This window comes from Algoriphagus pacificus, assembly GCF_017254845.1.
Classification (GTDB): domain Bacteria; phylum Bacteroidota; class Bacteroidia; order Cytophagales; family Cyclobacteriaceae; genus Algoriphagus; species Algoriphagus pacificus.
The window spans coordinates 93207-116951 of the sequence record NZ_JAFKCU010000007.1; the positions used below are offsets into that span (position 1 = coordinate 93207).

The 23745-nt window shown below is 31.2% G+C and carries 22 protein-coding genes; 4 read left to right on the plus strand and 18 right to left on the minus strand.

The features are described from left to right. Nucleotides 1-115 precede the first annotated feature (115 nt). The gene (locus tag J0A69_RS20200) at nucleotides 116-502 is read left to right on the plus strand and encodes a helix-turn-helix domain-containing protein (protein ID WP_206588443.1); all 387 of its coding nucleotides are present in this window, start codon (nucleotides 116-118) and stop codon (nucleotides 500-502) included. Nucleotides 503-541: 39 nt separating this feature from the next. On the opposite strand, the gene J0A69_RS20205 is transcribed toward J0A69_RS20200, so the two are convergent. From J0A69_RS20205 to J0A69_RS20215, 3 genes are all read right to left on the minus strand, one after another. Next, a complete protein-coding gene (locus J0A69_RS20205) occupies nucleotides 542-1279 on the minus strand; it encodes a hypothetical protein (RefSeq protein WP_206588444.1) in 738 nt (245 codons plus the stop codon). Nucleotides 1280-1581: 302 nt separating this feature from the next. Then, the gene (locus J0A69_RS20210) at nucleotides 1582-3684 is read right to left on the minus strand and encodes a hypothetical protein (RefSeq protein ID WP_206588445.1); all 2103 of its coding nucleotides are present in this window, start codon (nucleotides 3682-3684) and stop codon (nucleotides 1582-1584) included. Nucleotides 3685-3980: 296 nt separating this feature from the next. Further along, the gene (locus J0A69_RS20215) at nucleotides 3981-4268 is read right to left on the minus strand and encodes a WYL domain-containing protein (RefSeq protein ID WP_206588446.1); all 288 of its coding nucleotides are present in this window, start codon (nucleotides 4266-4268) and stop codon (nucleotides 3981-3983) included. A gap of 427 nt (nucleotides 4269-4695) precedes the next feature. Between J0A69_RS20215 and J0A69_RS20220 the strand changes: the two genes are divergently transcribed. Continuing rightward, nucleotides 4696-5451, plus strand: a complete 756-nt coding sequence (locus J0A69_RS20220; protein WP_262897734.1) for a sce7726 family protein — start codon at nucleotides 4696-4698, stop codon at nucleotides 5449-5451. Here J0A69_RS20220 and J0A69_RS20225 read toward each other — a convergent pair. The 11 genes from J0A69_RS20225 to J0A69_RS20275 form a co-directional block, all read right to left on the minus strand. Then, on the minus strand, nucleotides 5418-6524 hold the full coding sequence (locus tag J0A69_RS20225; protein ID WP_206588448.1) for a beta family protein: 1107 nt from the start codon (nucleotides 6522-6524) through the stop codon (nucleotides 5418-5420). The two genes, J0A69_RS20220 and J0A69_RS20225, sit on opposite strands and share 34 nt — an antisense overlap. Continuing rightward, a complete protein-coding gene (locus tag J0A69_RS20230) occupies nucleotides 6521-7306 on the minus strand; it encodes a hypothetical protein (protein ID WP_206588449.1) in 786 nt (261 codons plus the stop codon). Before J0A69_RS20230 ends, J0A69_RS20225 begins: the two co-directional genes overlap by 4 nt. A 595-nt stretch (nucleotides 7307-7901) precedes the next feature. After that, nucleotides 7902-8753, minus strand: coding sequence for a hypothetical protein (locus J0A69_RS20235; protein WP_206588450.1), 852 nt, complete (start codon nucleotides 8751-8753; stop codon nucleotides 7902-7904). Then, nucleotides 8750-9310, minus strand: a complete 561-nt coding sequence (locus J0A69_RS20240; RefSeq protein WP_206588451.1) for a hypothetical protein — start codon at nucleotides 9308-9310, stop codon at nucleotides 8750-8752. Before J0A69_RS20240 ends, J0A69_RS20235 begins: the two co-directional genes overlap by 4 nt. Before the next feature lie 547 nt (nucleotides 9311-9857). Further along, nucleotides 9858-10190 carry a hypothetical protein gene (locus J0A69_RS20245; RefSeq protein WP_206588452.1) on the minus strand — a complete coding sequence of 111 codons (333 nt, stop codon included), beginning with the start codon at nucleotides 10188-10190 and terminating at the stop codon, nucleotides 9858-9860. A gap of 221 nt (nucleotides 10191-10411) precedes the next feature. Next, nucleotides 10412-12010 carry a hypothetical protein gene (locus tag J0A69_RS20250; protein WP_206588453.1) on the minus strand — a complete coding sequence of 533 codons (1599 nt, stop codon included), beginning with the start codon at nucleotides 12008-12010 and terminating at the stop codon, nucleotides 10412-10414. A gap of 174 nt (nucleotides 12011-12184) precedes the next feature. Next, nucleotides 12185-12727, minus strand: coding sequence for a hypothetical protein (locus J0A69_RS20255; protein WP_206588454.1), 543 nt, complete (start codon nucleotides 12725-12727; stop codon nucleotides 12185-12187). A 107-nt stretch (nucleotides 12728-12834) separates the two neighbouring features. Beyond that, complete coding sequence (locus J0A69_RS20260) at nucleotides 12835-13203, minus strand: hypothetical protein (protein ID WP_206588455.1); 369 nt, start codon at nucleotides 13201-13203, stop codon at nucleotides 12835-12837. 266 nt (nucleotides 13204-13469) lie between these two features. Then, complete coding sequence (locus J0A69_RS20265; RefSeq protein WP_206588456.1) at nucleotides 13470-14612, minus strand: esterase/lipase family protein; 1143 nt, start codon at nucleotides 14610-14612, stop codon at nucleotides 13470-13472. 625 nt (nucleotides 14613-15237) lie between these two features. Beyond that, entirely contained in the window at nucleotides 15238-15609 is a 372-nt protein-coding gene (locus J0A69_RS20270) for an endonuclease domain-containing protein (RefSeq protein WP_206588457.1), read from the minus strand. A gap of 352 nt (nucleotides 15610-15961) precedes the next feature. After that, complete coding sequence (locus J0A69_RS20275; RefSeq protein ID WP_206588458.1) at nucleotides 15962-16333, minus strand: hypothetical protein; 372 nt, start codon at nucleotides 16331-16333, stop codon at nucleotides 15962-15964. Nucleotides 16334-17201: 868 nt separating this feature from the next. Between J0A69_RS20275 and J0A69_RS20280 the strand changes: the two genes are divergently transcribed. Both J0A69_RS20280 and J0A69_RS20285 read left to right on the plus strand, forming a co-directional pair. Next, nucleotides 17202-17435, plus strand: coding sequence for a hypothetical protein (locus J0A69_RS20280; RefSeq protein WP_206588459.1), 234 nt, complete (start codon nucleotides 17202-17204; stop codon nucleotides 17433-17435). A gap of 54 nt (nucleotides 17436-17489) precedes the next feature. Further along, nucleotides 17490-18626: a 6-bladed beta-propeller gene (locus J0A69_RS20285; protein WP_206588460.1), complete on the plus strand. Its 1137-nt coding sequence runs from the start codon at nucleotides 17490-17492 to the stop codon at nucleotides 18624-18626. Between the two features lie 441 nt (nucleotides 18627-19067). On the opposite strand, the gene J0A69_RS20290 is transcribed toward J0A69_RS20285, so the two are convergent. From J0A69_RS20290 to J0A69_RS20305, 4 genes are read right to left on the minus strand one after another with little or no spacing between them, the layout of a single operon-like run. Further along, complete coding sequence (locus J0A69_RS20290; protein WP_206588461.1) at nucleotides 19068-19754, minus strand: capsular polysaccharide synthesis protein; 687 nt, start codon at nucleotides 19752-19754, stop codon at nucleotides 19068-19070. Between the two features lie 2 nt (nucleotides 19755-19756). Continuing rightward, nucleotides 19757-20473, minus strand: coding sequence for a galactosyltransferase-related protein (locus J0A69_RS20295; protein WP_206588462.1), 717 nt, complete (start codon nucleotides 20471-20473; stop codon nucleotides 19757-19759). Then, a complete protein-coding gene (locus J0A69_RS20300) occupies nucleotides 20470-21453 on the minus strand; it encodes a hypothetical protein (RefSeq protein ID WP_206588463.1) in 984 nt (327 codons plus the stop codon). Before J0A69_RS20300 ends, J0A69_RS20295 begins: the two co-directional genes overlap by 4 nt. Continuing rightward, on the minus strand, nucleotides 21443-23629 hold the full coding sequence (locus J0A69_RS20305) for a peptidase domain-containing ABC transporter (protein WP_206588464.1): 2187 nt from the start codon (nucleotides 23627-23629) through the stop codon (nucleotides 21443-21445). The genes J0A69_RS20300 and J0A69_RS20305 overlap by 11 nt, the downstream gene beginning before the upstream one ends. Nucleotides 23630-23745: the final 116 nt, after the last annotated feature.

Genomic DNA, 23745 nt, shown 5'->3' on the forward strand with positions numbered 1-23745 from the left:
GGCATAGATACCGCTGATATTTTAACTGCTTTAAATATAAGCATTTATTTTACACTTCCATATATGGAGGTGATTTTATGTTGATTTTAATGTCCCTTGGTATAAAAAAACTTCCATGCCAAGTAAAATAGTTGAACAAGAAATATCAGAGATGGATTTTCGGCTGATTCTTCACGTTAAAGAACTCAGAGAAGATCAAGGATTGACACAAGTAGAGCTAAGTCAAAAAATGGGGTTAGCATCAGGATTTGTAGGGAAAGTTGAAATGTTTGGTAACAGTGCCAAATACAATATTCGCCATTTACCTCTAATAGCCAAAGCCTTAGGATTTAAAAATGTAGGTGAAGTTCTCCCAAAAGGAATTGTAAAGAAGGATCTTGTTAAGATAATTCTCGAAAAACTTCCTCTGGCAAAAAAGAATGGTGAACTCTCACAAAATAAATTTGAATACAAAATACTTGAAGTGGTATCAGTAGAAACGAAAAATCAAAACCAAAAATAACTTCGAAAATCTTTGAATATTATATGTTGCTTTATGCTATCAATCCTTATTGAACATTTCTAAAAGTCTTGGCCCATACTCAATTCCCAACTCAATTAGTTTTTTTATTAAATATTTTCTCGCTTCTGCTACAATGTCTTTGGCAAGTGTTTTACTTGTCTTGTATAGTTTCCCAAAAACTTTCGTAATTCCTTTCATTACTTGGCCTTTGGTTGTTGTTGGTAATGCAGCTTGTATTATTTGAATGTCATAGATCAACTCATTTTTTACTGCGTCACTTAATTTGTCACTCGATTGTTCAATTGCAGATGAAAGTGAAAGAAGATAAACTTCAACCAAGTCTTGTTGATTGGGGTCAAATGGAGAGATGTCCGCATCTTCGTCTACTATTTTGAATTCATTGTAGTAAAACTCTGCATACTGTCTGACGAAATTGTCATCGTGAACGCTTGGGATTTCGTGAATGTCACGAATTAAGTTTATCCAATTTTGGAATTGCTCGCCAAGTTCATTTGAATTCGTTTGGGAAACACGGTGTTTTGCAATAGAAGCGCTAGCTGGCTTAAATTCAAAACCATATTTTGACTTGTCATAATTACCAATTCGTTTAGACCCGTCAATAAATATTTTGAAAAAATTTTTCGAATTACTGTCATTTTCAACAAAACAGTAAAAAGTATTATCTTCCCTTTTAAACTGAATTAAGTCAAGGTTTGCTTGAGCAATTGGTTCAATTGTTTTAAGTAAGTCTAAAGGTATGTCTTTCTTTGTAATCATATCTGTTTAGTTGTTTGTCTGAAGTGATGAATAATTAGCTAAGACCAGAAATTTTCACCCTCACATAACTACACGATGTATGAAACTCTGCCCACCAAGGCCTGTCTAGCACCTGTGGGAGCTCTTCATGTTTTAAATCACTTCATATTAAAAGTACTTATGATTAACAAATTACAAATTCTTTAACAAGCCCAAGCTGGACTTGTACTAGAGTCTCAGCTATCTGACTGCTGTCATCTTATACAAATCTTTTTCATTTTACCGATTTGAGCAAATAGTGGATGGGTATAAAATAGACAAAATCAATTGGGAAATTTTTCATCAATGTATTTTTCACATTCTTCAATTATAAATTGTGGAACCACCTCATAGTCATTTGGATCAAGTTGACAAATAAGCTCATTTTCAATATGATAAGACTCATTTATAAATTTCCTTAACACACTGGACAACTCATGAAGGTTATCATCATAAATTAATCGAAATACATTCAATTTACTATAGTAGTTAGGAGCACTTTCGAACAAATCTTTTAAAAAACTCTCATCAAGTATTTTTGATAATGAATGATCATACAAAAAATCAGGTATATCTTTCTTTATTGACTCCACGCCACTTTCAAAATCTTCAGCATTCATCATGTCATTTCCAATTTCTTTCCTAGTATCTCTTAAATCACTGAAACTTCTCTTATGAAATAGATTTGAAAGAACTTGGTATTCATTTCCGAGATCATCTATTACTTCATGATGCCTTCTAAGATAAATCAACTTAATTATTTCGTCAGCATCTGAGAAAATAACTTTCTTACAGATTTGCGAAAAAGTTAGAAGGTCATTTTTAGTTATACTTTTCTCTAGCAATTTTCCATCCTTGCTATAAATAAATTTTGATTCGGAAATACCAGAGAATTCCTTTAAAATTTTAACAGTATCAATTACAGGGTCTAGATCATGAGTCAGCATCAAAACAGTTTTACATTTTAAGCATGCATTGCTGTCATTCCTGAACAGCATGTGCATTATCGCATATTTTTTATTTTTGTCAAATGATGAGATTGGATCGTCCAATATTATTAAGTCAGGTTTCCTTGACAAAGCTTCATACATAAAAAGCACGAGGGCAAAAGCATTTTTTTCACCGAAACTTAAATGCTGTCTACCTCCTTTAAGCATTTTATTGGAGTCAACATGCTTCAACAATAACTTATAATCATCAACTTGATTGATCAGCTCAACTTGATATTTATACCCTGCATTTTCTAAAAATGAGTTGATCCTCGTTTTATGACGCTCAATAAGTTTTTGAACTAGTATTTTTTGTCTATTTATTCCTCCTTGTAAAAGCCCTACCTTCTCTAAAATGATGTTTAGGGAGGAATTCAATGAATCGACAATAAGAGTTGTCTTTGAAGATTTTAGTCGATCAAAAAGAGCTATATTAATGACTAAACTCTTTAATTTATCTATGACATTTTCATCCTCTGCAAAACTTGAAGGAGAAATACTTTTTAATGACTTTAATTTTGATAGTAAATTATCAATTTGTTTTTTGATTTCTACAATGAAGTCTTCTTCCCCCTTTTCTAATCCACTCTTTTTTTCGGTGATACTCTTGAGAGTTTCTTTAGCACTACTACTAAAATAATCCCCCAAATTTTCCAAAGCATGAATAATGATACCGAAATTCTTTATCACATTTTTATCGTACACTTTGGTTACAGCTTTTATCATTTCCTTCTTTTCAACTGTTGAGGATGTACAATATGGACAATCGTCTTCTGCTATCTCTAAAAATTGTTCTCCCTTAATCTGCCAATCCAACCATGATGTACAGCTTCTGTCTTTTATCAATTTCGAATACCCAATTAAATGCGCAGGGATGTGCTCTTGCTTATTTCCTTCCTTTAATCCTTTATATAAGGCTGAGGATTTGGAAAGGCCTGATTGAGTTGTAGAAAAACTTTTAGATAGGCTTTCAAAATCAATAATTATTTGTTCTAGGTCTTGATTCTCATCAAAAACTTTCTTTACCTCAGATAACAACCTTTCAATCTCTTCCATTGAGGCTGTGAATTCTTGAGTCTTAATGAAAATCTCATAACTATTGGCTATAAGTTCATCTTCTTTGTAAAGGAATTTATTAAGATATTCTTCATTAAAAACAAGAACACTATTTATCGAATCAGGAATGGAAACTTGAGGCTCTAACTCACTATTAGAATCAATGAGTTTGAAAGGTTTTAATTCAATTAATTTATGTGGATCATTTATCTTTAGCTCAATCGCTTTTGTAATTGTACTTTTTCCAGTTCCATTAATCCCATATCTAATATTTAGTTTATTAGGAGTAATTATCATTGATCCTTCATCAATGTTATTACAATTCACAAGTGATATTTCCATAATTTTTACTTAACCTTTTGTCAATTTATGACAAATTAGTACTGTTATACCGGCACAAAATGTAAGGGTACATTTTTGCTTAACTTTAATCATATGAATTTTTCACATATGGATTTATGTAACTATTCAAACCGCTACCATTTCAGGCTAACCTTTTCATAGTCTCGACGTGGTGTTGACCTGCTTTTCGGTAGCTATATCGATATGTACGAAAAGAACCTGCAAACTTCAGAACAATAAAATCAGTCCCTATTTCAAAGGACGAGACACCAGAATCACCTCCTGAATTTCCATATTTAGATTTCAGCAAAGATTTTTGCCATCCCTTTATCACCTCTCTTATAGCCATCTCTTACTTCAAATGTATTTTCTGAAACTTCAATATCATCGGTTTTACCTAAATCATACATTTTCCATCCCATTTTACCGGATGAAGAATATCCATCAATTTGATAAGCTCGAAGGCCTTCATTTCCAGCCGTAGTCTCACCATAACAATGTGGCTCTACAATTCTCAGTTCGCCATCGTAATAAAATTCTATTACATTTTGATTTTTAATTGCTGTAATAATTTGTTGATTCATTTCTTTAAAATTTATACAAGTTAAAATTCAGGGTAAGACAATATCATTTCAGATACCTAAAATAGCTACTCAATCTCCCCTCAGCGTACTCACATAATGAGTCGGCACTTGGTGGGAATTGCAATTTCACCTCCTCCCATCCTCCTCCTGAAAGAGAATGCACTCGATCCTGATCCAGATGGAGGTAAAGGATAAGAAATGAGTTAATTAGTCATTTTCAGTTACTAATAGACTTTTGTAAGAAAGGGAAAAAAATAATATGAGAACATACCCAGTACTGGGTATTTTACTATTTCACCCTCCACCTTCTAACAGATATCTCTAGGCTCACTGGAAGAGGTTCACTATCCACAGGAAAAATCATGCAGTTTAATGGCTTGAGATTTGCTCAATCAGTTTTGAAGACCTTTATTTGCCTATGGAAAATATGGATCACCTTAGGGAATTTTTTAATGCCAAATCCTTCAAAACTTACCACCCTCTTAAAAGTGAGAAAGAGCTTGTCAACTGGCTTGGGAGTTTTATTCCAAAACACAGTCTAATAAGTGGTTCAAAACTTGAATTGCTTCGCCAACTGAATTCACTGGCACTTACTTATTTCGAAGATGAGCTATTTTTCAAACAGCTGTTAACGCAGTCTATGTTTGAAGAGGAAATCGTTGGAGCCTACGAAGTCAGTGCGTTAGGATCACGGCTTGACCTGCTAAAAATCAATGGAGTAACTACAGCTTATGAAATAAAATCTGAATTTGATTCCCTTGAAAAATTAGAAAAACAAAGTGAGGATTATTTAAAATTATTTGAATACAATTATTTGGTAGTAGCTAATAAGCATCTTGAAAAATCAAAAAGGATTATCCCTGGAATTTTTGGAATCTATACCCTTAAGGATAAATCCCTCAAAAGAGTAAGAGCTGCGAAGAAAAACCAGAATATAGATCCCCAATCACAACTTGGTATTTTAACTACAAAAGAGCTAAAATCAACCTTTCAATCAAATAACTTTGAGGTGGTTTTGGAAAGGTATTCCCCGCGACAAATTAACGAAGGGGTAAAAAAAGCTTTGAAAAAACGCTATTCAAAAAAATGGGGTTTTATAAAAGATAGGTCTTCGGAAATACTCCCATTGGACTACCAATATTTCTTTAATCACCCTATCAGTCCGTCTTTGGTATACTCTTGATAAAGTGGTATTGTTCGACCTTCATCTATCCAAACCTTCATACAATAAAGATAGTGGAGCATGGCTATTTTTTTGAATTTAGCCTGATTTCTTCCATTCTCTGCCCCTGTCAAGATATCACGAAGCATCTGGACTCCTGGATTCCCTTCAACAAATGAATTATAATCTTTTTCAAGTCTTACAAATGGAATGCTTTGTAAAACTGCTGGTACAATAAAATCCTTAAACTGTTCAAGTTTCTTAACTTCTGCCTTAAAACCATAATAAAGATTGTCATAGGGATCATAAAAAATAAATCCTGGACTAATTGTGCCTCCAGCAGTCATATCATCCTTTTTAATACCTGCATAATCACCGAATGCATCAAAAGATTCTCTTTCAAAGGATTCAATCAGGCTATTATCGGCTTCAGAAATCACATCATTATGATCCAATTCTACATTCTTAATATCGGAGTTTAATGCGCTTCGGATAATGATTTTCGTCACGCTTTGGAAACATTTTCTTATAATGCGATTATGCTTTCTGAAGATTGGATTTGTTGGACTGACTGTACCCAAATCATAAATAAAGTAATCCGAATCACTTCTTATCCATTGTTCAATTTCAATTAGATCTTCCTCGAAAGAATCAGGATTTGTTATGAAAGCAACTTTAGAAAACATCCCCACCAAGCTCTTACTTTGTCTGCTAATGGTATCTGCTTCTCCTAAAAGATTCAAAAGAGAAGAAACCACCGGAATCACTTTTTGAATTGCTTTAAATTGCTCGAAAAATTCCACCCTGCCAGCCACAGACTCCAAGACCAATCGAGAAAAGGTAACTACATCTGATTGGGTACTATTAGAAAGTTTAATATAATTGGGTAAACTCAAAAAAACATAATCAGAAGTAATTGAATTGAATAGCTCATTATAGATTTCGAATGAGCTTTGTTGGTTATTTTTTCTATCCTTTTCCTTTATAACCTCCACCATAGGATAGATTCTATTCCCAAAATCAGATTCTTTTAAGACAAGAATTTCCTGCTGTCTTGCTCTAAAAACAGGCACATATTTTAATGTTGAACTCATGGCAATTCGATTAATAAGGTTTTCAATCTATCCAATTCTTCCTCTCCGACTTCTTCATCCTCAAGCAAGATCCCATTATTTTCAATAAACTCTTCAAGAAAGCAATTATAGGTTTGGGCCAGCCATTTATACTTTAACCCAATTTTTGGCTCCTCATATTTAATTCCCAATTTCTCCAGGATTTTTATACGGTAGGTTTCGAAAAACTCTACCCTATCGGCTGCTTTAACAGCGTTATAGAAGGGGTCAATAAAAGTCAGCTTGTCCTCTGTTTTTAGCTGAAAATCAAAATCCGCTTCAATGTCTTTTAACAAATCACAAAATGAATCTGAAATAACTACCCGTGGATACATAGCTACTCTAGACTCAAGATAATAGGCATTGGCCAATGGTTTCCCAACAGCTATATCCTCTTCATCTAGCATCCACCCATAATCTATACCCCCTCTTAGGAAATATCCCAAAGAAGCCATTCTTTGGAAGAGATTTGAAACTACAAACAATATTTCATTGGCAATATTTCTATCTTCCTCTATATCTGCAGAGATACAAATATTATCACTAAAGAGATAATACCTACAATAGTTCTTGGGAATTAAATCTACTACGGATTTAAAAGCAACAATAAACTCATTTGCTTTTTCAGAGATTAAATTCTCAGGTGAGAGTGTCTCACTGTCCAGATCGGCATCTTCCTCAAATTCATTAAGGAGGGAGGCAAAACCAAGCACATCCAAAAAACAGACTATCCTTTTCTGATATTTTATAGCAGACACACTCATCTTTTCACAAAAAGGTTCAAAATACAATCAATTTGAATTTCAATACTGTATTTTTTCTCTTTATTCTCTTCTTGTTGGAGTAGTTAAAATGTTTATTTCCTTAAAATCACATTCATTTTAGGAATTAGTCTATTTACCCTTATTTCTATTCCTTTTTTGACTGGTAAAATTGATAGAAAAGATGGTAATCGATCCTGCTCAAATTTATAGATTGTAAGATCGGGAAAACTAAAAGTTAATAAAATACCCAGTACTGGGTATTTATTAGAAAATGATGGGCGATAGGAATGATTTACGGTGTGTTTTCCAAAGAAATAGAACGCAAACCAGATGATTAATTTCCGATTCTATGACTCGGCAATTGTATTAATTGCCCATCACTGGCCTACTGAGTTTGATTATCTGTATTATTTGACTCATAGGATTAGGTTTTCAAGCCATTTTACTAGAGCTATCTTTTATCGAAAATGTCGGCCAAAAAAAACGAACCCGTCAATAAGACGGGTCTATATCTACTGGAATATCTTATAAGGATTTAGTATACTATTATCCCTTGATTTTTTTCTCTCCTACTTTAATTATATACAACTTAAAATTAAAATTGAATTTTTAAAAATATGCTTGTCCCTTTCAAACTATAATTCAAAACTTCAGATTGCTTAACTCTTCCTTCAAAAGTTTTAATTTGACCTTTTCCAGAAGTAATCTGCACTTGATCTATGATTTCAACTATTTTTGCCAATCCCAATCCTCTACCAATTATCCCAGTCCCACTTACACCTGGCTTAATAGCTTCTTGGATAAACATGTGATCGTCAATAGAATCATTAAAATCCAAAACCTCGGACATTGTATTTCGAATTCCCCTCCCTATATCAGCAATAGAAAGGGAAAGACTTTTTTGTCCATTTGTTTTGTAATGAAAAGAAAAACCTCCAATTGTTTCACCTGAATGATCAAAAATATTTCGAACAAGTTCGTAAAAACAAAAACAAAAAGTACTACTAATATTCGAAGAAGAAATTAGCCTTTCAACGTTCGCTAATTCGTTTGCTAAAAAAGATTGAAATGTATTTGGAGTAATAATTCCAATTTTAGCCTTTTGCCAACCACTCCGATTAAAAGTCTTTTTAAGAAACATTACATCTTCTACACAGTTATAATATTGAACTTCAAAATTCCTAAAATAAGTATCTAGCAAACCAGTAAAATGTAAATAAGAGATACTTTCCTCAATTTCAGGAAGTCTAATTTTGATCTTCTTTAGTAAAATTTTTTGCAAATAAAATGGCATCAAGGCTATATAATTCAACCCCTCTGGATCAACATAATTTAGCTTTGAAAGATCAAATACTATTTCATGATCAGTCAAGCTTTCAATATTAAATATAACCTTTTGAATATTAAAATAGGTTAATCTACTAGGCACACTAATTATTACACTCATTTATAATTTTTTATTTGAGTCCCAAAAAGAATTGGGATAATTGTTAATTTCATCCCTGTATGCTTTGAATAAAGCCCAAAACCTTCTATAAATATCTTTCCATTGGAAGATTCTAATGCTGGATGAATTGGGGTATTACTAATCAATGAGTTTTTTCCAGTGTAAAGAAACAATTGTACATCGCCACATTTCCCCGACCAACTAATGTTCTTCATACCTTCATAATTTGCGAGTCTTTGAGAGTAGGTATCACCTTTAATATGAGGTCTGAACATTCCTGAAAATTTCACCAGTTTGTTTCGATCAAAAATTAATCTAGTTGTTTTATCATTTATCGTTTGATAATTGTCATTGTTAGCAAGAAATTCTAAAGCGTTTTTAGTTTTTTGATCTAATTCTGAAAATTCATAAAACTGTTCCTTTTCAGTTTGATTACCAAAATCTGATTCAACAGACACTTCAGCTTTAAATATTTTACTAATTAGTTTATTAAATCCAACTTTTCCTTTAGCCATTAATCCTAGTTGTTTTCTCTTAGATTTAATTTCCTTTTTCAAAATTGCAGATGTGACTTGATACGAAATTGTTTCAACCCTCTTTTCATTCAAATAATATAGGATCCACATTTTTATTGTCTTTAGATTTTAGATTCAATTTTAAAGCCACATACATCAAATCAATTTGCAGTTAAATTAGTCTATTTAGCTCCAAGGGTTGTAGTTATTTTGAGGTAGCATTGGGTGAAGTTTCCAACTTCACTCTAATATGCAATTTTCTTTTCCACCTCACTCCTCTCCAGGTATCGAGCTGTTAAATAGGAGCGAGCGATTCGTCACTAATTGGAAGATATGACTACGTAATGAGTTGGTTGTTTTTGAAAACTAAAAAAACATCGGCAAGAAAAGTATTTTTGGATATAAAAAAATACCCTGTACTGGGTATATTTGGACCTCACCCCTCTCCCGATACGCTGCACTCCCGAATTGCAACCGCTCGGGATTAAAATATCGGGACAGGCTCTCTCCTCGAAGAGAGGGTGACCGATTCTGCTGAAAGTGGAAATTATTGTTAAAAAAAGATCTTACCAGAAGGGAAAAGGTTTATTTATTTTCTCGGTTTAAAAGGAATATTCTCTAGTTCTGATGGGATTACCCAGATTCCTTTTGTTTCAGTTGCCATACCATTTTTTATAATAACACGATATTGGAGGTAAAGCTTTATTGTCATGATAGAAGGCTCAAGGTTCATTCGGTAGTACCGGAAAAGACTTTGTCCTTCTTTGATCTCTAGCTTGGTCGGAAATGCCTCCCGGATTTCATATAAGCTTCTTTTGATTTTACCCTGATCATTTTGAAGTAAAAATGTGAAGTATGGCCCTTTGATATTTCGTTGCTGAACTTCTGAAAGGTATACTGGCTTTCCTGATAGGTTTTTCATTTCCAGTTCCAAATAAAGAAATGTGCCTTGTCGTGAAATATCTTTCCGTACATAATTGATTCTCAGCGGAAAAATAGCATTGTGCCTTTTTGTTCTTAAGAAAAGAACAATCCAACGTAGTACAAAAAGTAGAAGGATGGCGGAAAATATACCTAGTATGAGAGTTAAGGTATTCACTTTATTTATTTATTGTTTATCTGCATATTCACCATGACCCTAGATTACTTATTGAATTTCCTAAAAGCCGCAATAAACTGATATAACAGGTAGGCAAATAAGATCTTATATAAAAAGTCAAATCCTTTAGTGACGGGATGAAAGGTAGCTTTCATATTCTCGCTGTGAAACGGCTTATAGTTTTCTTCTACTTCAGTTAAAAAAGTAAATGGCTTGATAAAGTATGAATAGTTTTGTGACAAAAAGTCAAGACCGGCTTCAAAAGGAAGATTCGTTTGGAAAGAAAGGTCAAGATTGATAATTCCAAATTGTATAACCATCAGCAATAAAATCCAAAACAATGCTTTTTGGGGCATTGTACCATGGAAATTAGACCAATAGTTTAGGTTCAATACTTGTTTATCAAACCAACTTAAGGAAGAGTCCTTGACTTTAGCTCTAAATTCCAATTCCAAAGCTCTATAGATTGTAGCATAATGCTTATTGTTTTGTTCGATCATCAATGCATTCATTTCCCTACAAAAATCAATTTTGCTCACATAATCTCCCCTCATCTCCCTTATAGTTTCTTGTTCAACCATTTTATAGGAATGAGCAACAAAGCCCACAATTGATGAGTCCTTGAGTACTAGACTTTTAAAATTGTGCAAGAAACTAGGGTTTGCTTCTACCCCCTTCAAAATTGCGTTGTCTAAGATCAATTCTCCGTCACCATATTCACCAAGATTAAAGACCACATTTTCCTTTATTTTGAAATAGAGAAATCTCAAATTTTTAATCATGCATGAAAAAATGAGAATATTGGAAAGGCCGGCCCCAATTAAGGTTAGGCTATCGATTTCCATTGAAGCCAAAGTAAAATTTGAAGTATCATTTATTTCAAGGCTTTTTAAAAGAATATCCTTATCAGTTCCGCTTAGGGACAGATTAGTAAAATTACAACTCTGGATATTCAGTCTTCCATATTCAAAAATCTTCCTTTTACCAATCCTTGATTTGTGATCCGCAAACAGACTGATGTTTCCTCCTTGGACTCCACTTAATGTTAGAAATCCTACTTCTGAGTTCTCAAAAATTAGTTTTTGAATTTTAGAGTTATAGATGGAAAAATCTCTAAACCCACAATTTTCAACTTTGATTTTTGGATGGGTTACGTCTTCAGCATTGAAATTCATATTTGTCAAATTTCTAAGCTTCAATTCTCGAAATTCAACATCCTTAAATTGTAATTCAATTTCAGTACTCTCTTTAAATAAGATGACTCCAAAAGCAGTACGATTAGTAATTCGTATGCTTGAATTGGAACAATTCTCAAATGAGAAACTACTTGTTAAAGTCTGGCAATTACTGAATTCAATTAAAAAATTATTGAAGGAGACAGGTTCCTGAATTCTAAATCTACAATCTTTAAAAATTATATAAGGCTTTTCAACAAGCTCGTTGTCCACTTTTCTTCTTAAGATCGACTCAAACTCATGTAAGTTAAATTCGCTGGAGGTAAAATATATCGGCTTACTTAAGTCCAGGTCTGCGTACTTATCCTCTATTAAGGTAAAAAATGTCCAATCGGCATTTTTATTGAACTCATACCCCCATATGCCACCTGTCTCATCTTCGATTCTATTAAAAAATACATTTGGCATAATCTCTATTTTATTTGAATTTAATCTCCTTACTAAAAATACAAAACTTAGAGATAATCAATCCAAAGAAAGAATTGAGAAAATGAAGATTTAGTCAAATGGCAATTAGCCTATCTTTCTCAAAATCTTCTTTTATAAGTAAATCAAGTGTATTTTTTCTGCTCTAATTACTATTTATTTTCTATTCAGAACAAATACCTGATATAGAGAATTTTTAGAAACGTTTACACCATTAGCTGGCTCATACGTTTCATAAATATACTTCTCTCCTAAATACTTTAGAGTCTTATCGCTAGTCTTATCGTCGAACTCTTGGCCCTTAGTGATATTATTGAGCTCCTTGTTTAAATCATCCCAATACTTTTTATCTGTAGTTGAGAATGAAACGCTAGATAACTCACCAAAATTATTAACATGAATCCAATGTTTCGGCTCATTATAGTTAATCATCTCCTCTGAAATGAACACGCCATTAAATTTTTTATTAAAAAAATTCATTTTTAATAATCTCAGCAAAGAATCTTCTTTAGCCCTGTTTTCAAACAGCAGTTCTAGGTATTCTAAAGTAATAACTGCCTCATTACTTGTTTCGACAATAATATCAGTATTTTTTGCTTCTTGTGGCTGAGATTGGCAAGAAATCAAGAAGGGACATAATATCCCTCCAATTAAAGCTAAGCAATATCTAATCATCCTAGATTTCAAAATGTTACGCATATTTCTTTTTTAAAAACTGACTAGACTGGGGGGATTTAAAATTCCACCCTAATATCCTTACCAATTCAGTACAGTAATCGGGAAGCAACTGGTTAAATCGCTTTCTATCAATCATGTTGCCAGCAATATTTACTTCCTGATGCAGCCTTTCTTGAGCATCTGGATCCGGCTTTAGTGGTTGCGATGCATTGAGAAGAAGTATTCTGAGTTGTTTTGGTTTCTAGGGTATTGGATTTGGCAGGAGTTGGTGTAGTTGATTTATTCTCTGTAGCACTTGGCTTGCAGACCAGGCAAGCAGTCAACCCTCTCTTTTTAGCTTCTGTAAGCGTTGCAGCCCAGCCTGTCTTAGCATAGCGACAGGTTTCCTTATGAAACTTTGCTCCTGTTTTGGTTATATAGACCGTCTGTGCCTGAAGCTGAAAAGCCAGAAAAAAAAGAGCTGTAAATAAGAGTAATTGAAGGGCTTTCTTTTGCAAGGAATTGGATGTTGGTGGTTTTTGGATTTACTGTTTTGTAAGTTCAGGAAATCCGAAAAGAGAAAAAATACCCTGTACTGGGTATATTTGGGCCTCATTCCCTGCCTTCTTCCCGATATCGCGATGCTCATCGGGACAAGCTCTTAAGGAGAAGGAGATCGTTTTGTGCTATCCTCAAGTTATCAGTATCAATTGTTGTTTGGTGGTTTCGCCCTTTCTGGGAGTAGGCAAATTGCTCCTAGTGACTTGGTGAAGTTTGTAACTTCCTAGCCTTCTATCCATAATCCTATTTTTGTAATAATTTCACTATTTAAATATGGCTGTGAATGCAACAATCCTTTAACTCTTTTAATATCTGAAGGGTATGATAACACATCATAGGTTATTTCATCAGGAGGGTTCTGAGAAGGATAAATACTTAACGATAATCCTTTAAAAAAATTCTCCCACCCGAAAATCAATGGGTTTCCTCTAAAAAGATATAGAATGGGTAAGGATATGATGAATACTAAGGCTGGAAAAATTAATAGAATAAGAAATAATACAAATATTATTAGATACACTATTTGCATTTCCTCTAAATCCAAAAATGATAAATTAATTTTATTGAAAGTTAATTCACCTAGTAAAATAACAATTATACTAATTGTAAAAAGTAAAGCGTATAGATATCCAAATGAAAGAAAAGATAGTTTGGTTGCTCTTTCTCCAAATTTTGATGTGACTTTTTGTAGAAACGATGATATTCTGAGCCAGAGCAAGGCCTCATCACCTTCAATTCTTACAACTAACATTCTTTTTAACTCAGTTTTTCTATAATCTATTTTTTTATAAAATAGATTTACATATTCCTGAAATTCGGAAATTATAAAAGCTTTAATTTTAATTAATCCTTTGGCAATTAAAAATGCTATTGCAAATTTTATGAAGCGAATCGGCCCATTTAAAAAGGAAAATGGTCCTTCTATTTCCAAACTTATTTGATTTGGTAAGTAGAACATGGCTGTAAAAAAGCTAATTATTCCTATAATCATTAGAATCCCTGAGATTCCACTGATTTCAAACTTTTCGCATCTAATAAAGGGAGTTGCTAAGGTTACTAGAGAAACGTTCGAAAATGAATTTTTCATTTTTGATAGTGCATACATAGCAACATTACCTCCATGACTATGTGCAATTAAAATGTGCTCATCATTAGGGTTGTTTAATAGGGATTTTTCAAGAACAATTCTAAGTTTATCGCCATAATTTATCCTTGAACTATGGCAGTTTTTGCCATCCCAGTCGAATTTTGAAAAAATTACATCTGATTTCAGGCTTTTCATAAGAGCTAACTGAAATGAAGAATCCTTTTGAATCCACTCAGCATTTTTTGCAAAAGTTCCATGTATTAAAATAACTCTTTTCATTGCGATTAAACTTATCTCATCTTCTGTATTGAATTCAGTTAAATTTTGCTGAATGAGTGAAATTTATCCCCTTAAATTTGTTCAGTTTCTTGTTAAAAAATAGAACTTATATTCAGATCTATGGAATGGTAATCTCCCTGCTGATAGTAGTTCGTAAAACTCTCTCACATCGCCCTTCTGGGTGTAGTCAAATCTATAGTTAAGGCTGGGTGGGATTTTTAATTCCACACAATTATCCTCACGAATATTCAATTGACCCTACTTCTACTTAACTCAAATACCCTGTCTGGAGAACAATTAAGACTCTTCCCATCCAAAAAAAACGAATTTTTCAGGTGAAAAAGAACTATTGTAAGGAAGGGAAAAAATGATAAAAAAAAATACCCAGTACTGGGTATTTTTGGGCCTCACCCCTCCCTCTCCTTTAGGAGAGGGCGACCGATTCTGCTAAAAGTTGGTAACTGCATGTTAAAAAAACGGAACTCCCAATGACAAACAGTGTAATAGAAGCAATTTCATTTTTCTGAAACGAATCAAATGCCCTCTTTCCGAAAAATCGGGACTGGCTCTAAAGGAGAGAGCCTGTCCCGATAGCGAAGCGTATCGGGAGTTAGGGTGAGGTGACTCAAACCAGAAATTCTTTAATCTTCCTAATCACCTCTCCTACATCCGCCATCACTTCCTCATTCCTGATTCTTAATATCCGCATACCAAATTCCTGAATCACTTGATCTCTGTTAAGATCATGTTCCTTTTGTTCCAGGCCATCATGCACTCCTCCATCCAGTTCGATAACTAAGATTAATTCATGGCAATAGAAGTCAGCTATGTACTTGTATATGGGATGCTGGCGACGGAATTTGTACCCGTCTAGCTTCCTGTTTTGAAGGACTTCCCAAAGTCTTCGCTCGGCTGGTGTAAGAGTTTTTCTTAGCTCTTTGGCTTTTTGGAGTGTGGTAGATGGGGCTCCGTAGAAAAGATTGGATGAATAGGACATAATTTAACTAATGACAAAAAAACCATTGTCAAGTATTTTGACAATAGATTTTTTGTCAAATTAATACTCAATAGAAGAAAAAAAACAGGTACGTAGTTTAGTCAAATCGATTGGGAAAATGGATTTAATTGTAATTCAACTGCTCCCACTGCTCCCGAAATCGCTTTGCTTCAATCTATAAAAATATATAGTTGAATACTGTAATGGTCCACAGGAATAAGGTTTTTAATATGCTAGTTTTCCCCCATCTGGGTGTAGTCACAATATTCTCGGCACTGGATGGGATTTGTAATTCCACCATAATATCAATACCAATCCCGAAGTAATAGGGAGCAATTGGTTATATCGCTTTCTATCCAACATGTTGCCAGCAATATTTACTACCTGATGCAGCTTTTCTGTAGCATCTGGATCCGGCTTTAGTTGTTGCGATGCATTGAGAAGAAGAATTCTGGGCTTTGTTGGTTTCTGAAGTCTTGGATTTTGCTGGGGTTGGTGTAGCTGATTTATTATCTGTAGCACTTGGATTGCAGACCAGGCAAGCTGTTAATCCTTTCTTTTTAGCTTCTGTAAGCGTTGCAGCCCTGCCTGTTTTCGCATAGCGGCAGGTTTCCTTATGATACTTTGCTCCTGTCTTGGTTATATAGACTGCCTGAGCCTGAAGCTGGGCAATCAGAATAAAAAGAGCTGTAAATAAGAGTAAATGAAGGGCTTTCTTTTGCAAGGAATTGGATGTTGGTGGTTTTTGGATTTACTGTTTTGTAAGTTCAGGAACTCCGAAAAGAGAAAAAACACCTATTACTGGGTATATTTGGACCTCATTCCCTGCTACTCATGGCAGGCTCTTTAGTACAGGGGATTGTCCCTGGCAACTGATGCTTTTATTGATCAAAAGGTATATGTTGGGTTTCCAGATTCAAGCCCGGAAGGATTGCATAAAAGTTAGCTTTTACCTCCTCCCTCCCCCTCTGAAAGATGAGTCAATTTTCTTTTTACTTAGTAAAACAAAGATAGAAAAGGAGATGGTGGGTGGTTCCGGAATCGCTGTGCTTCCTAATAAATACATCCTATAGATTAATCCATTATAGCAAACTATCCATAAAGATAACGATCTATTCTCCAAGACAGTCTTTCTCCTCATATGAACAGAAGTTGAGAGAGGCTGATCAATTATTCTTTTTTATAAATTTTTAAGTCGGGAATTCAGAAATTAGAAAAATCAAAAAATGGAATATTTTTACCACTTAATCTCACAAACAAATTTTAGCCTATTTTAGAATATTGTCACAGACTGCCCTAGTAAAACCAATTAACAAAATTTGTCGATGATTCAACCAGCTGTTCCAAAAAGATAGCTTGCCTTACTAAGGTAAATAAATATGATTAAGTCGGAAAAATTTATTTCTATTTTTAGTTATTTCTATTATTTCAACTAAGCATTAATATTAAATGAAAATATTTTAATTAAAAACCTAATAAATACTTTTGAAGTAAAAATATTTTTACCTATAATCACTGAAAGAAAATATACCGGTTTTTTCTAAGGTTAAAGACTCAACCTGAAATGAGTTTATTCTTTAAATAATTTTAAAATGAAAAAAATCCTAATTTCAGTTTTTTCATTTGCTCTTTTTTCTTTCTATTTTTCCCTTTCAGCAGACGCGGGAACTAAAAAAAGAGTAGAATGTAGAACCCTTGATGTCAACGGTATGGTCTTGGCTAATGGAAATCGATGTGATTTCGGTTGGACAGATTGTATCAGCAATGAATGTCCACATCCAGATGGAACAAGAGTAGAATATGATGGACCTTCTATAGGAGATTAAATAAATAAGTTAGGGTGGATCTTTTGATTCACCCTAAAATTTTTAACAAGAGAAATGAAAAAAATATTTAATGTAATTATCATTATTCTGGTTTTTCAAAATTGCTCAATTAAATCCAAAGAGGAAATTGATAATCAGCCAATTGAGTTATTAAAAAACATCCCAAGACCCACTGAGGAAATTGATGAATTATTTAAAATAAACTCAGTAATTTCTCTTAAAAATCCGAACAGCCCTTTATTAGGGGTGACAAGAATAATAGAAAACGAATTAGGCTATTTTGTACTTGATAAAACTTCAACTAAAGTTGAAAGGTACGATTTGGATGGAAATTACATACAAAGTTATGGGAATTTTGGTTCAGGTCCGGGCGAATTTGGATCGGTTTATGATATTTTCATAATCAAAGACAATATTTTTCTTTTTTCACCAGCTGATTTAGCATTATTTTCTTATGAAATAGAAACTGGAAATTTTATTAACAAAACAAAATTGGTTGCCTTTCCCCAAAAAATTGAAATAATAAATGATTCGGAATTTTTGATTTATGTTTCAAATAATCCTACAGATACTAATTTCAATGTTTATCGATGTGATTTAAATGGCAACTTCCTTCAGGAATATTTCCCATTTGACCCAAATAGATCTTCTTCAATTATTATGTACACCGGGTTTTTATCTAAGACCAATGATGGCATCTATTATTGTGATCCTTTTGGGTATAAAATCTACAAATTCAATGCTAAAACCAATGATTTTGACCTAACATATACACTTGAATTCGTATCAGATATTATAAAGGAAGATCGGGAAAACTTCGATTATTTTACCAGCATGATGCCTATAGCTGAAAATAGAATTCGGTTTGGAGGAAGTCAATTCCTTAAAAATGATGAATATATTTTTATGGATTTTACATATGATGCCTACATAAGGTCTGTTTTAATAAACATAAAAGATAATTATTCACCGATAGTCCTCGGCAAAAGTGTAAACAATGAATTTCTTAAATTCATAGAAGAACCATTTTCATTATCAAATGAAAATGAACTATTATTTCCTATTGGACCTGAAAAATTTCAATCATATGCAGACACAGAAAAAACTGGATTAATGAAAGACATCTTCAATATGATCAACATTGATGAAAACAAAGATGTCCTTTATTTAGTCAAAGCAGAAATCAGATAATGTTACAAATTATAGTTAAGATTAAACTTACATTTTAAAAAGTTTAAAAATGCTAGATATTTTTTATAAAAAAAAGTAACTCCAATTTCACTTAAAATTTATTCAACTACAGATATATTTTTAAAATCACCTAAGATTGAAATTTACATCCAATTTAAAATAGTCCTAGACAATTTAAAAGTTGACCAAATAAAACTTTTTGATTAAGATAATACTATATATTTCTAGCTATTCTCCCATCATGTACCGAAAGCTGAAAAAAAGAGGATTGATTTACATGAAAAATAAATAGGAAATACAATTAAATTAATAATAAATATTAAATAAAAAGAAGAAAAGACCAATTATCTATTAATATAAATATTAGTATAAAATTAATAAAATAAAAATACTTATTAATGAATGATATTAAAGGAAAAAATATGAAATAAAAGAAAATGGTTAGATACCAGAATTTAATTTGGAAATAAAAGATTCAATAGAAATATTTTCTTTGCTCCAAACTTCATTCCATAAGTGAATGCCATATGATTTAGACCAATTTAAATTTTTAATCTTATTATTAAAATCATATAAATCAAACCAATTTAAAGGAGCAAAATTTAATGGATTAAAAACATGACAATCCAAATTATAATTATCCAAAACTTTATAAATCAAATTTGAACCGAAATCACCCCAAGGTATAACTTCCAACTCATTTAACATTCTCAAGCAATTTTGGACCAAATGTAACATGATTGGATGATCAGCAGAAAAATAAATAATAAAATTAGATATTATAAAATCTCCAGAAAGAGTTTTTTCACTTGCAAAAAAAGGAAAATCTAAGGATAAAGTTTTAAATTTTGGAAGACAATAAAAATCAATGTCAACCCAGACCCCACCTTTTAAAAATAAAAGTGAATATCTAAAAAGATCAGAAAAAGAAGCTAAAGAATTTTTACTATCATAAAACAAAAAGGATTCCTTAAGAATTTCATTAGCATCACTTACAATAACTCCATCAGGAATATTGGATATATCACTGTATGTATAAATTTCATATTGAATATCAAGATTTAAAAAAGAGTTAATGCAGGCCAAATGCATAGAAGACAATTGTTTACCATGCCAAAAGGATTTCACAATCACGATTCTAGAATGAGATTTTTATAGAACAAAGAAAACTCCGAATGGGATCTACTTGAAATAGAGGTAGGATGAGTTAAATGATACAGAGGACCAAACTCTCTATAAAGCTTTAAACAAAATTCTTTAATCTTATTAAATCGATAACCATCTTCAACACCCCATCCATAAAAATCTAAATTTTCCATTCCAATTTTTATATAAGACTCTCTTTTGGCAAAAAACACACCTCCAACTGGATTTGGCTCAAAGAGCATTTGATATGTACTTTCATATTTCTTTAAAACTAAAAAATCGGAATTAGAAAGAAATAAATCTCGAACTATAAATGATATATCATAAAAAGGTCCGGTATAAGGATATACAAAATCTAAATCAAACTTAAACAATCTTTCAAGGGAAAAATTAACTTGACTTGGATCTATTAGGACATCTACATCCCAAATTGCAAGATGAGATGTTGTACAATTTTCTATAAAATGATTAATATAAAAAGTCCTATGTAATACATCATCAAATTCCTGGAAAATAACAACGTTACAAGAATCTGATATAAAATCTTTAAAAAAACAGGTACCACTAGAACTAATATAGTATAAATAAATCTTAAAAGAAAAATACTTTTTAAGATATTTTAAAACACAAATAAAATTCTCTACCCGAATAAAAGAATCAGGCTTCAAAATCAAAAGAACAGAAACCATATCATATTTCATAAACCAATATTTGAATAAACATAAAACCAACCACTTAAACCAAAATAAAAACTAAAATCATTAAAATCCTTACTTAATGAAAAATCCTTTTCTTTAAACACATTCAATTCTGAATTAAAAAAATTATTATTGGAAAAATACTCATTATTATATAACTGGAAAAGCAAATCTAAATCACAAGCCACTCCGTTATTAAAAGTCAAATTATCAGAACTAACGTTAATAATGTTTAAAAAATCAAAATCTTTTAATTTATTATAATATAATAAAAATATGTCATCATTAAATAAACTTGAAAAGTTAAAAAAAACATTTCTTAAAAACAAAACACTTTTATAATTGAAAGGAACAAAAAAACTATTATTATAAATCCAATATTTAAGAATAATTTTAATTTTATTGTGAAACTCGGAAAATGAACTAATTTTCAATAACAATTGGAAAAATCTTACTACAACAATAGAATTATTAAATGCCATAAACTCGTATTCTTTCAATTTATTATTTTCAACATAATGGAATAAATGATTAAGAAATAAATGAACCAATGCTTTAAATGAAAAATTTAAATATTCAACACATTTTTCAATGCGATGAACAGAATAAGATAAAACAAAAATTAACTCTTCTAAATTTATAAAGTCTGAATTGAAATGAAGATATTTTTTCAGAAAAAAAAGATCTAATTCTTCTAGTACATTAGCTACATCAAACAAATTATTTAATTTATTATAATATCTAGAAAATAAGATAGAAACATTCAAACTAGAATTATAAATATCATAGGAAAAACTTGATTGCTTAATTTTATCTTCTAAAACAGTTAAAAATTCTAGCCCTAAAACATCATATTTCTTTTCTGATAAACAATATAAACCTACACCAACAATCCCAGTGTAAAAGTTAAAGCTATCAAAGTCCATTAATTTATTAGACAATAAAGTATCAAAAGAGGAACTAGATTTTAAATCAATTATCATTATTGGAGAAATACAATTTATTATAATAAGAACAAGTATCAATTAAAATGCTATGAGTACCAAAAGAGATTAATTCAGAATTTTTAAATACCAAAATCATATCAAAGTCCTTAATTAAATTAACTTTATGAGTTATAAAAATAAAAGAGATATTTGGGAAATTAGAATAAATATTAGAAAGAATATTCACTTCACTTAAAGAATCAAGTGAAGAAGTTGCTTCATCAAATATTATAATATTAGGATTATTATATAAAGATCTAGCAATTAGAATCCTTTGTTTTTGTCCCCCGCTCAATTTATAACCAGAATTACCCAACATAGTATTTTCCTTTTCGTTTAAACTATAAACAAATTCAAAAAAACCAATAATTCTTAATATCTTATCAAATTTCTCCTTTATAAAAGATTCTCCTCTTTTTAAAACAATATTATCTTTCAAAGAAGCTTCGAAAATATGACCATCTTGATTAACTACACCAATATATTGGTAAATGGATGACAATTTTAAAGATTTAATATTATTACCAAGTAAATTAATTTCTCCCTCATAATTTTGAAAGAAACCAAGCATCAGTTTAACAAATGTAGATTTTCCAGAACCACTTTCACCAACTATAGCAATTTTTTTGTTTGAAGGAATATTAACACTAACATTTGAAAGGGCATATTCATTATCGATTGAATATTTGAAAGACAAATTAGATATTGTAGCTAAATACTTAGTATTGTCATTTTTAATAAGCTCTAAACCGCCTTTTTCCTCAAAATCATTTATATATTTAACTCTATCATAAGAAATTTTAGAATCTTGAAAAGAAGTGGTTAGATTTAAAATTTGAAAAATAGGTGCACTTAGATTACCAAGAACATACTGGACAGAAAAGTAAACACCAATTGAAAATTTTCCATCAATAACAAAAAAAGCAGCAACAATAGTAATAATACTAAAAAAAAACTCCTTAATTACTGATGATCCAAAATCTTGACTCTCCTCAATTTTAAATTTGGCCATACCATTTTTAACAACATTAAATTGAATCCTATTCCAATTAGATTCAAAAAAATCAGTTGCATTCGTAATTTTGATATCCTTAATACCTAACAATATATCATTTATAACTTTTTGTTCATTGGAAGAATCAGAAAAATTCAAATAATCATTCAGCTTTCTCTTTTTAAAATATCTAAAAATCCATAAAAAATAAAGAATATAAAAAATACATATCAATATAAAAATTTCTAAACTGTAATAAAGGGCGTATAAACTAAAAACAGTAATGGTAATAAAAGAAAAAAAAGAATCTATTGAAGATTGTGTAGCTAATTTTTGAATTCTATTAATATCACGTAGTTTAATAATTAAACTAGAATATTCATTGTTTTGAAAAAAAGAAAATGGCATGCTAATTAGTTTACTCATAAATTTACTAACAAGAGAAAAATTAAATTTCAACATTAACCTATTAAGATAAAAAGATCTTAAAAATTCAAAGATTCTTCTTCCTAGAAAAATAAAAAAATATCCTGAAGCAAAAAGTAGTACAATATTATAATTTTTATTTTGAATTCCACTATCAACTATTTTCTGTGAAAAAATCGGAAAAACAAATTGCAATAAAGATGTGATTAAAATAAATATAAATAATAATAAAAAATCTTTTTTAAAAGCTTTTATTTCACTATATAGATAAGTGAAAATTGAAAAATGAGAAAAATCAAATTTAAATCTAGAATAAGATTTTTTAATTGAGAGGACATTTTCATCTGGTATACATTCTAAACAAAAACCAAAAGAAGAATGGTCCCAAAGCCAAAGATCCGAAAATTCATTCAAATCATAATCAATCAATCCAAAAGCAGGATCACAAACAAAGACTTTATTTGAGTTAACTTTATAAACTATAACATAATGATTACCCTTTAAATTAACAATTACAGGGATTGAAAAATTTTGTATAAAAGAAGAAAGGTCTAATTTATACCAATTACATTTGAAACCTATCTGTTCTCCAATCTTTTTTAGAGAATTCAAATTCAAACCATTATAACTTGAAGAGAATTCTATTCTTAAAATATCAAAATCTATTGAAATGGAATAATAATCTGAAATACTTTGAAAACAAGTAACACCACAATCATTATTGTCAATTTGCTTATAAAATGGAAATCTCATTAAATTAAAATAAAATAAATTAGGTTGCTATAATAGCAACCTAATACCTTTCTAACAATCTAATCTAGAAGAATTATTCACACAAAAACAATTAAAATTGTTTCGAGGATCAACAT

Coding starts and splice junctions, on each gene's coding strand:
- J0A69_RS20200 (WP_206588443.1), top strand. CDS start 116: ATGCCAAGTAAAATAGTTGAACAAGAAATATCAGAGATGGATTTTCGG.
- J0A69_RS20205 (WP_206588444.1), bottom strand. CDS start 1,279: ATGATTACAAAGAAAGACATACCTTTAGACTTACTTAAAACAATTGAA.
- J0A69_RS20210 (WP_206588445.1), bottom strand. CDS start 3,684: ATGGAAATATCACTTGTGAATTGTAATAACATTGATGAAGGATCAATG.
- J0A69_RS20215 (WP_206588446.1), bottom strand. CDS start 4,268: ATGAATCAACAAATTATTACAGCAATTAAAAATCAAAATGTAATAGAA.
- J0A69_RS20220 (WP_262897734.1), top strand. CDS start 4,696: ATGGATCACCTTAGGGAATTTTTTAATGCCAAATCCTTCAAAACTTAC.
- J0A69_RS20225 (WP_206588448.1), bottom strand. CDS start 6,524: ATGAGTTCAACATTAAAATATGTGCCTGTTTTTAGAGCAAGACAGCAG.
- J0A69_RS20230 (WP_206588449.1), bottom strand. CDS start 7,306: ATGAGTGTGTCTGCTATAAAATATCAGAAAAGGATAGTCTGTTTTTTG.
- J0A69_RS20235 (WP_206588450.1), bottom strand. CDS start 8,753: ATGAGTGTAATAATTAGTGTGCCTAGTAGATTAACCTATTTTAATATT.
- J0A69_RS20245 (WP_206588452.1), bottom strand. CDS start 10,190: ATGAAAAACCTATCAGGAAAGCCAGTATACCTTTCAGAAGTTCAGCAA.
- J0A69_RS20250 (WP_206588453.1), bottom strand. CDS start 12,010: ATGCCAAATGTATTTTTTAATAGAATCGAAGATGAGACAGGTGGCATA.
- J0A69_RS20255 (WP_206588454.1), bottom strand. CDS start 12,727: ATGCGTAACATTTTGAAATCTAGGATGATTAGATATTGCTTAGCTTTA.
- J0A69_RS20265 (WP_206588456.1), bottom strand. CDS start 14,612: ATGAAAAGAGTTATTTTAATACATGGAACTTTTGCAAAAAATGCTGAG.
- J0A69_RS20270 (WP_206588457.1), bottom strand. CDS start 15,609: ATGTCCTATTCATCCAATCTTTTCTACGGAGCCCCATCTACCACACTC.
- J0A69_RS20280 (WP_206588459.1), top strand. CDS start 17,202: ATGAAAAAAATCCTAATTTCAGTTTTTTCATTTGCTCTTTTTTCTTTC.
- J0A69_RS20285 (WP_206588460.1), top strand. CDS start 17,490: ATGAAAAAAATATTTAATGTAATTATCATTATTCTGGTTTTTCAAAAT.
- J0A69_RS20295 (WP_206588462.1), bottom strand. CDS start 20,473: ATGAAATATGATATGGTTTCTGTTCTTTTGATTTTGAAGCCTGATTCT.
- J0A69_RS20300 (WP_206588463.1), bottom strand. CDS start 21,453: ATGATAATTGATTTAAAATCTAGTTCCTCTTTTGATACTTTATTGTCT.
- J0A69_RS20305 (WP_206588464.1), bottom strand. CDS start 23,629: ATGAGATTTCCATTTTATAAGCAAATTGACAATAATGATTGTGGTGTT.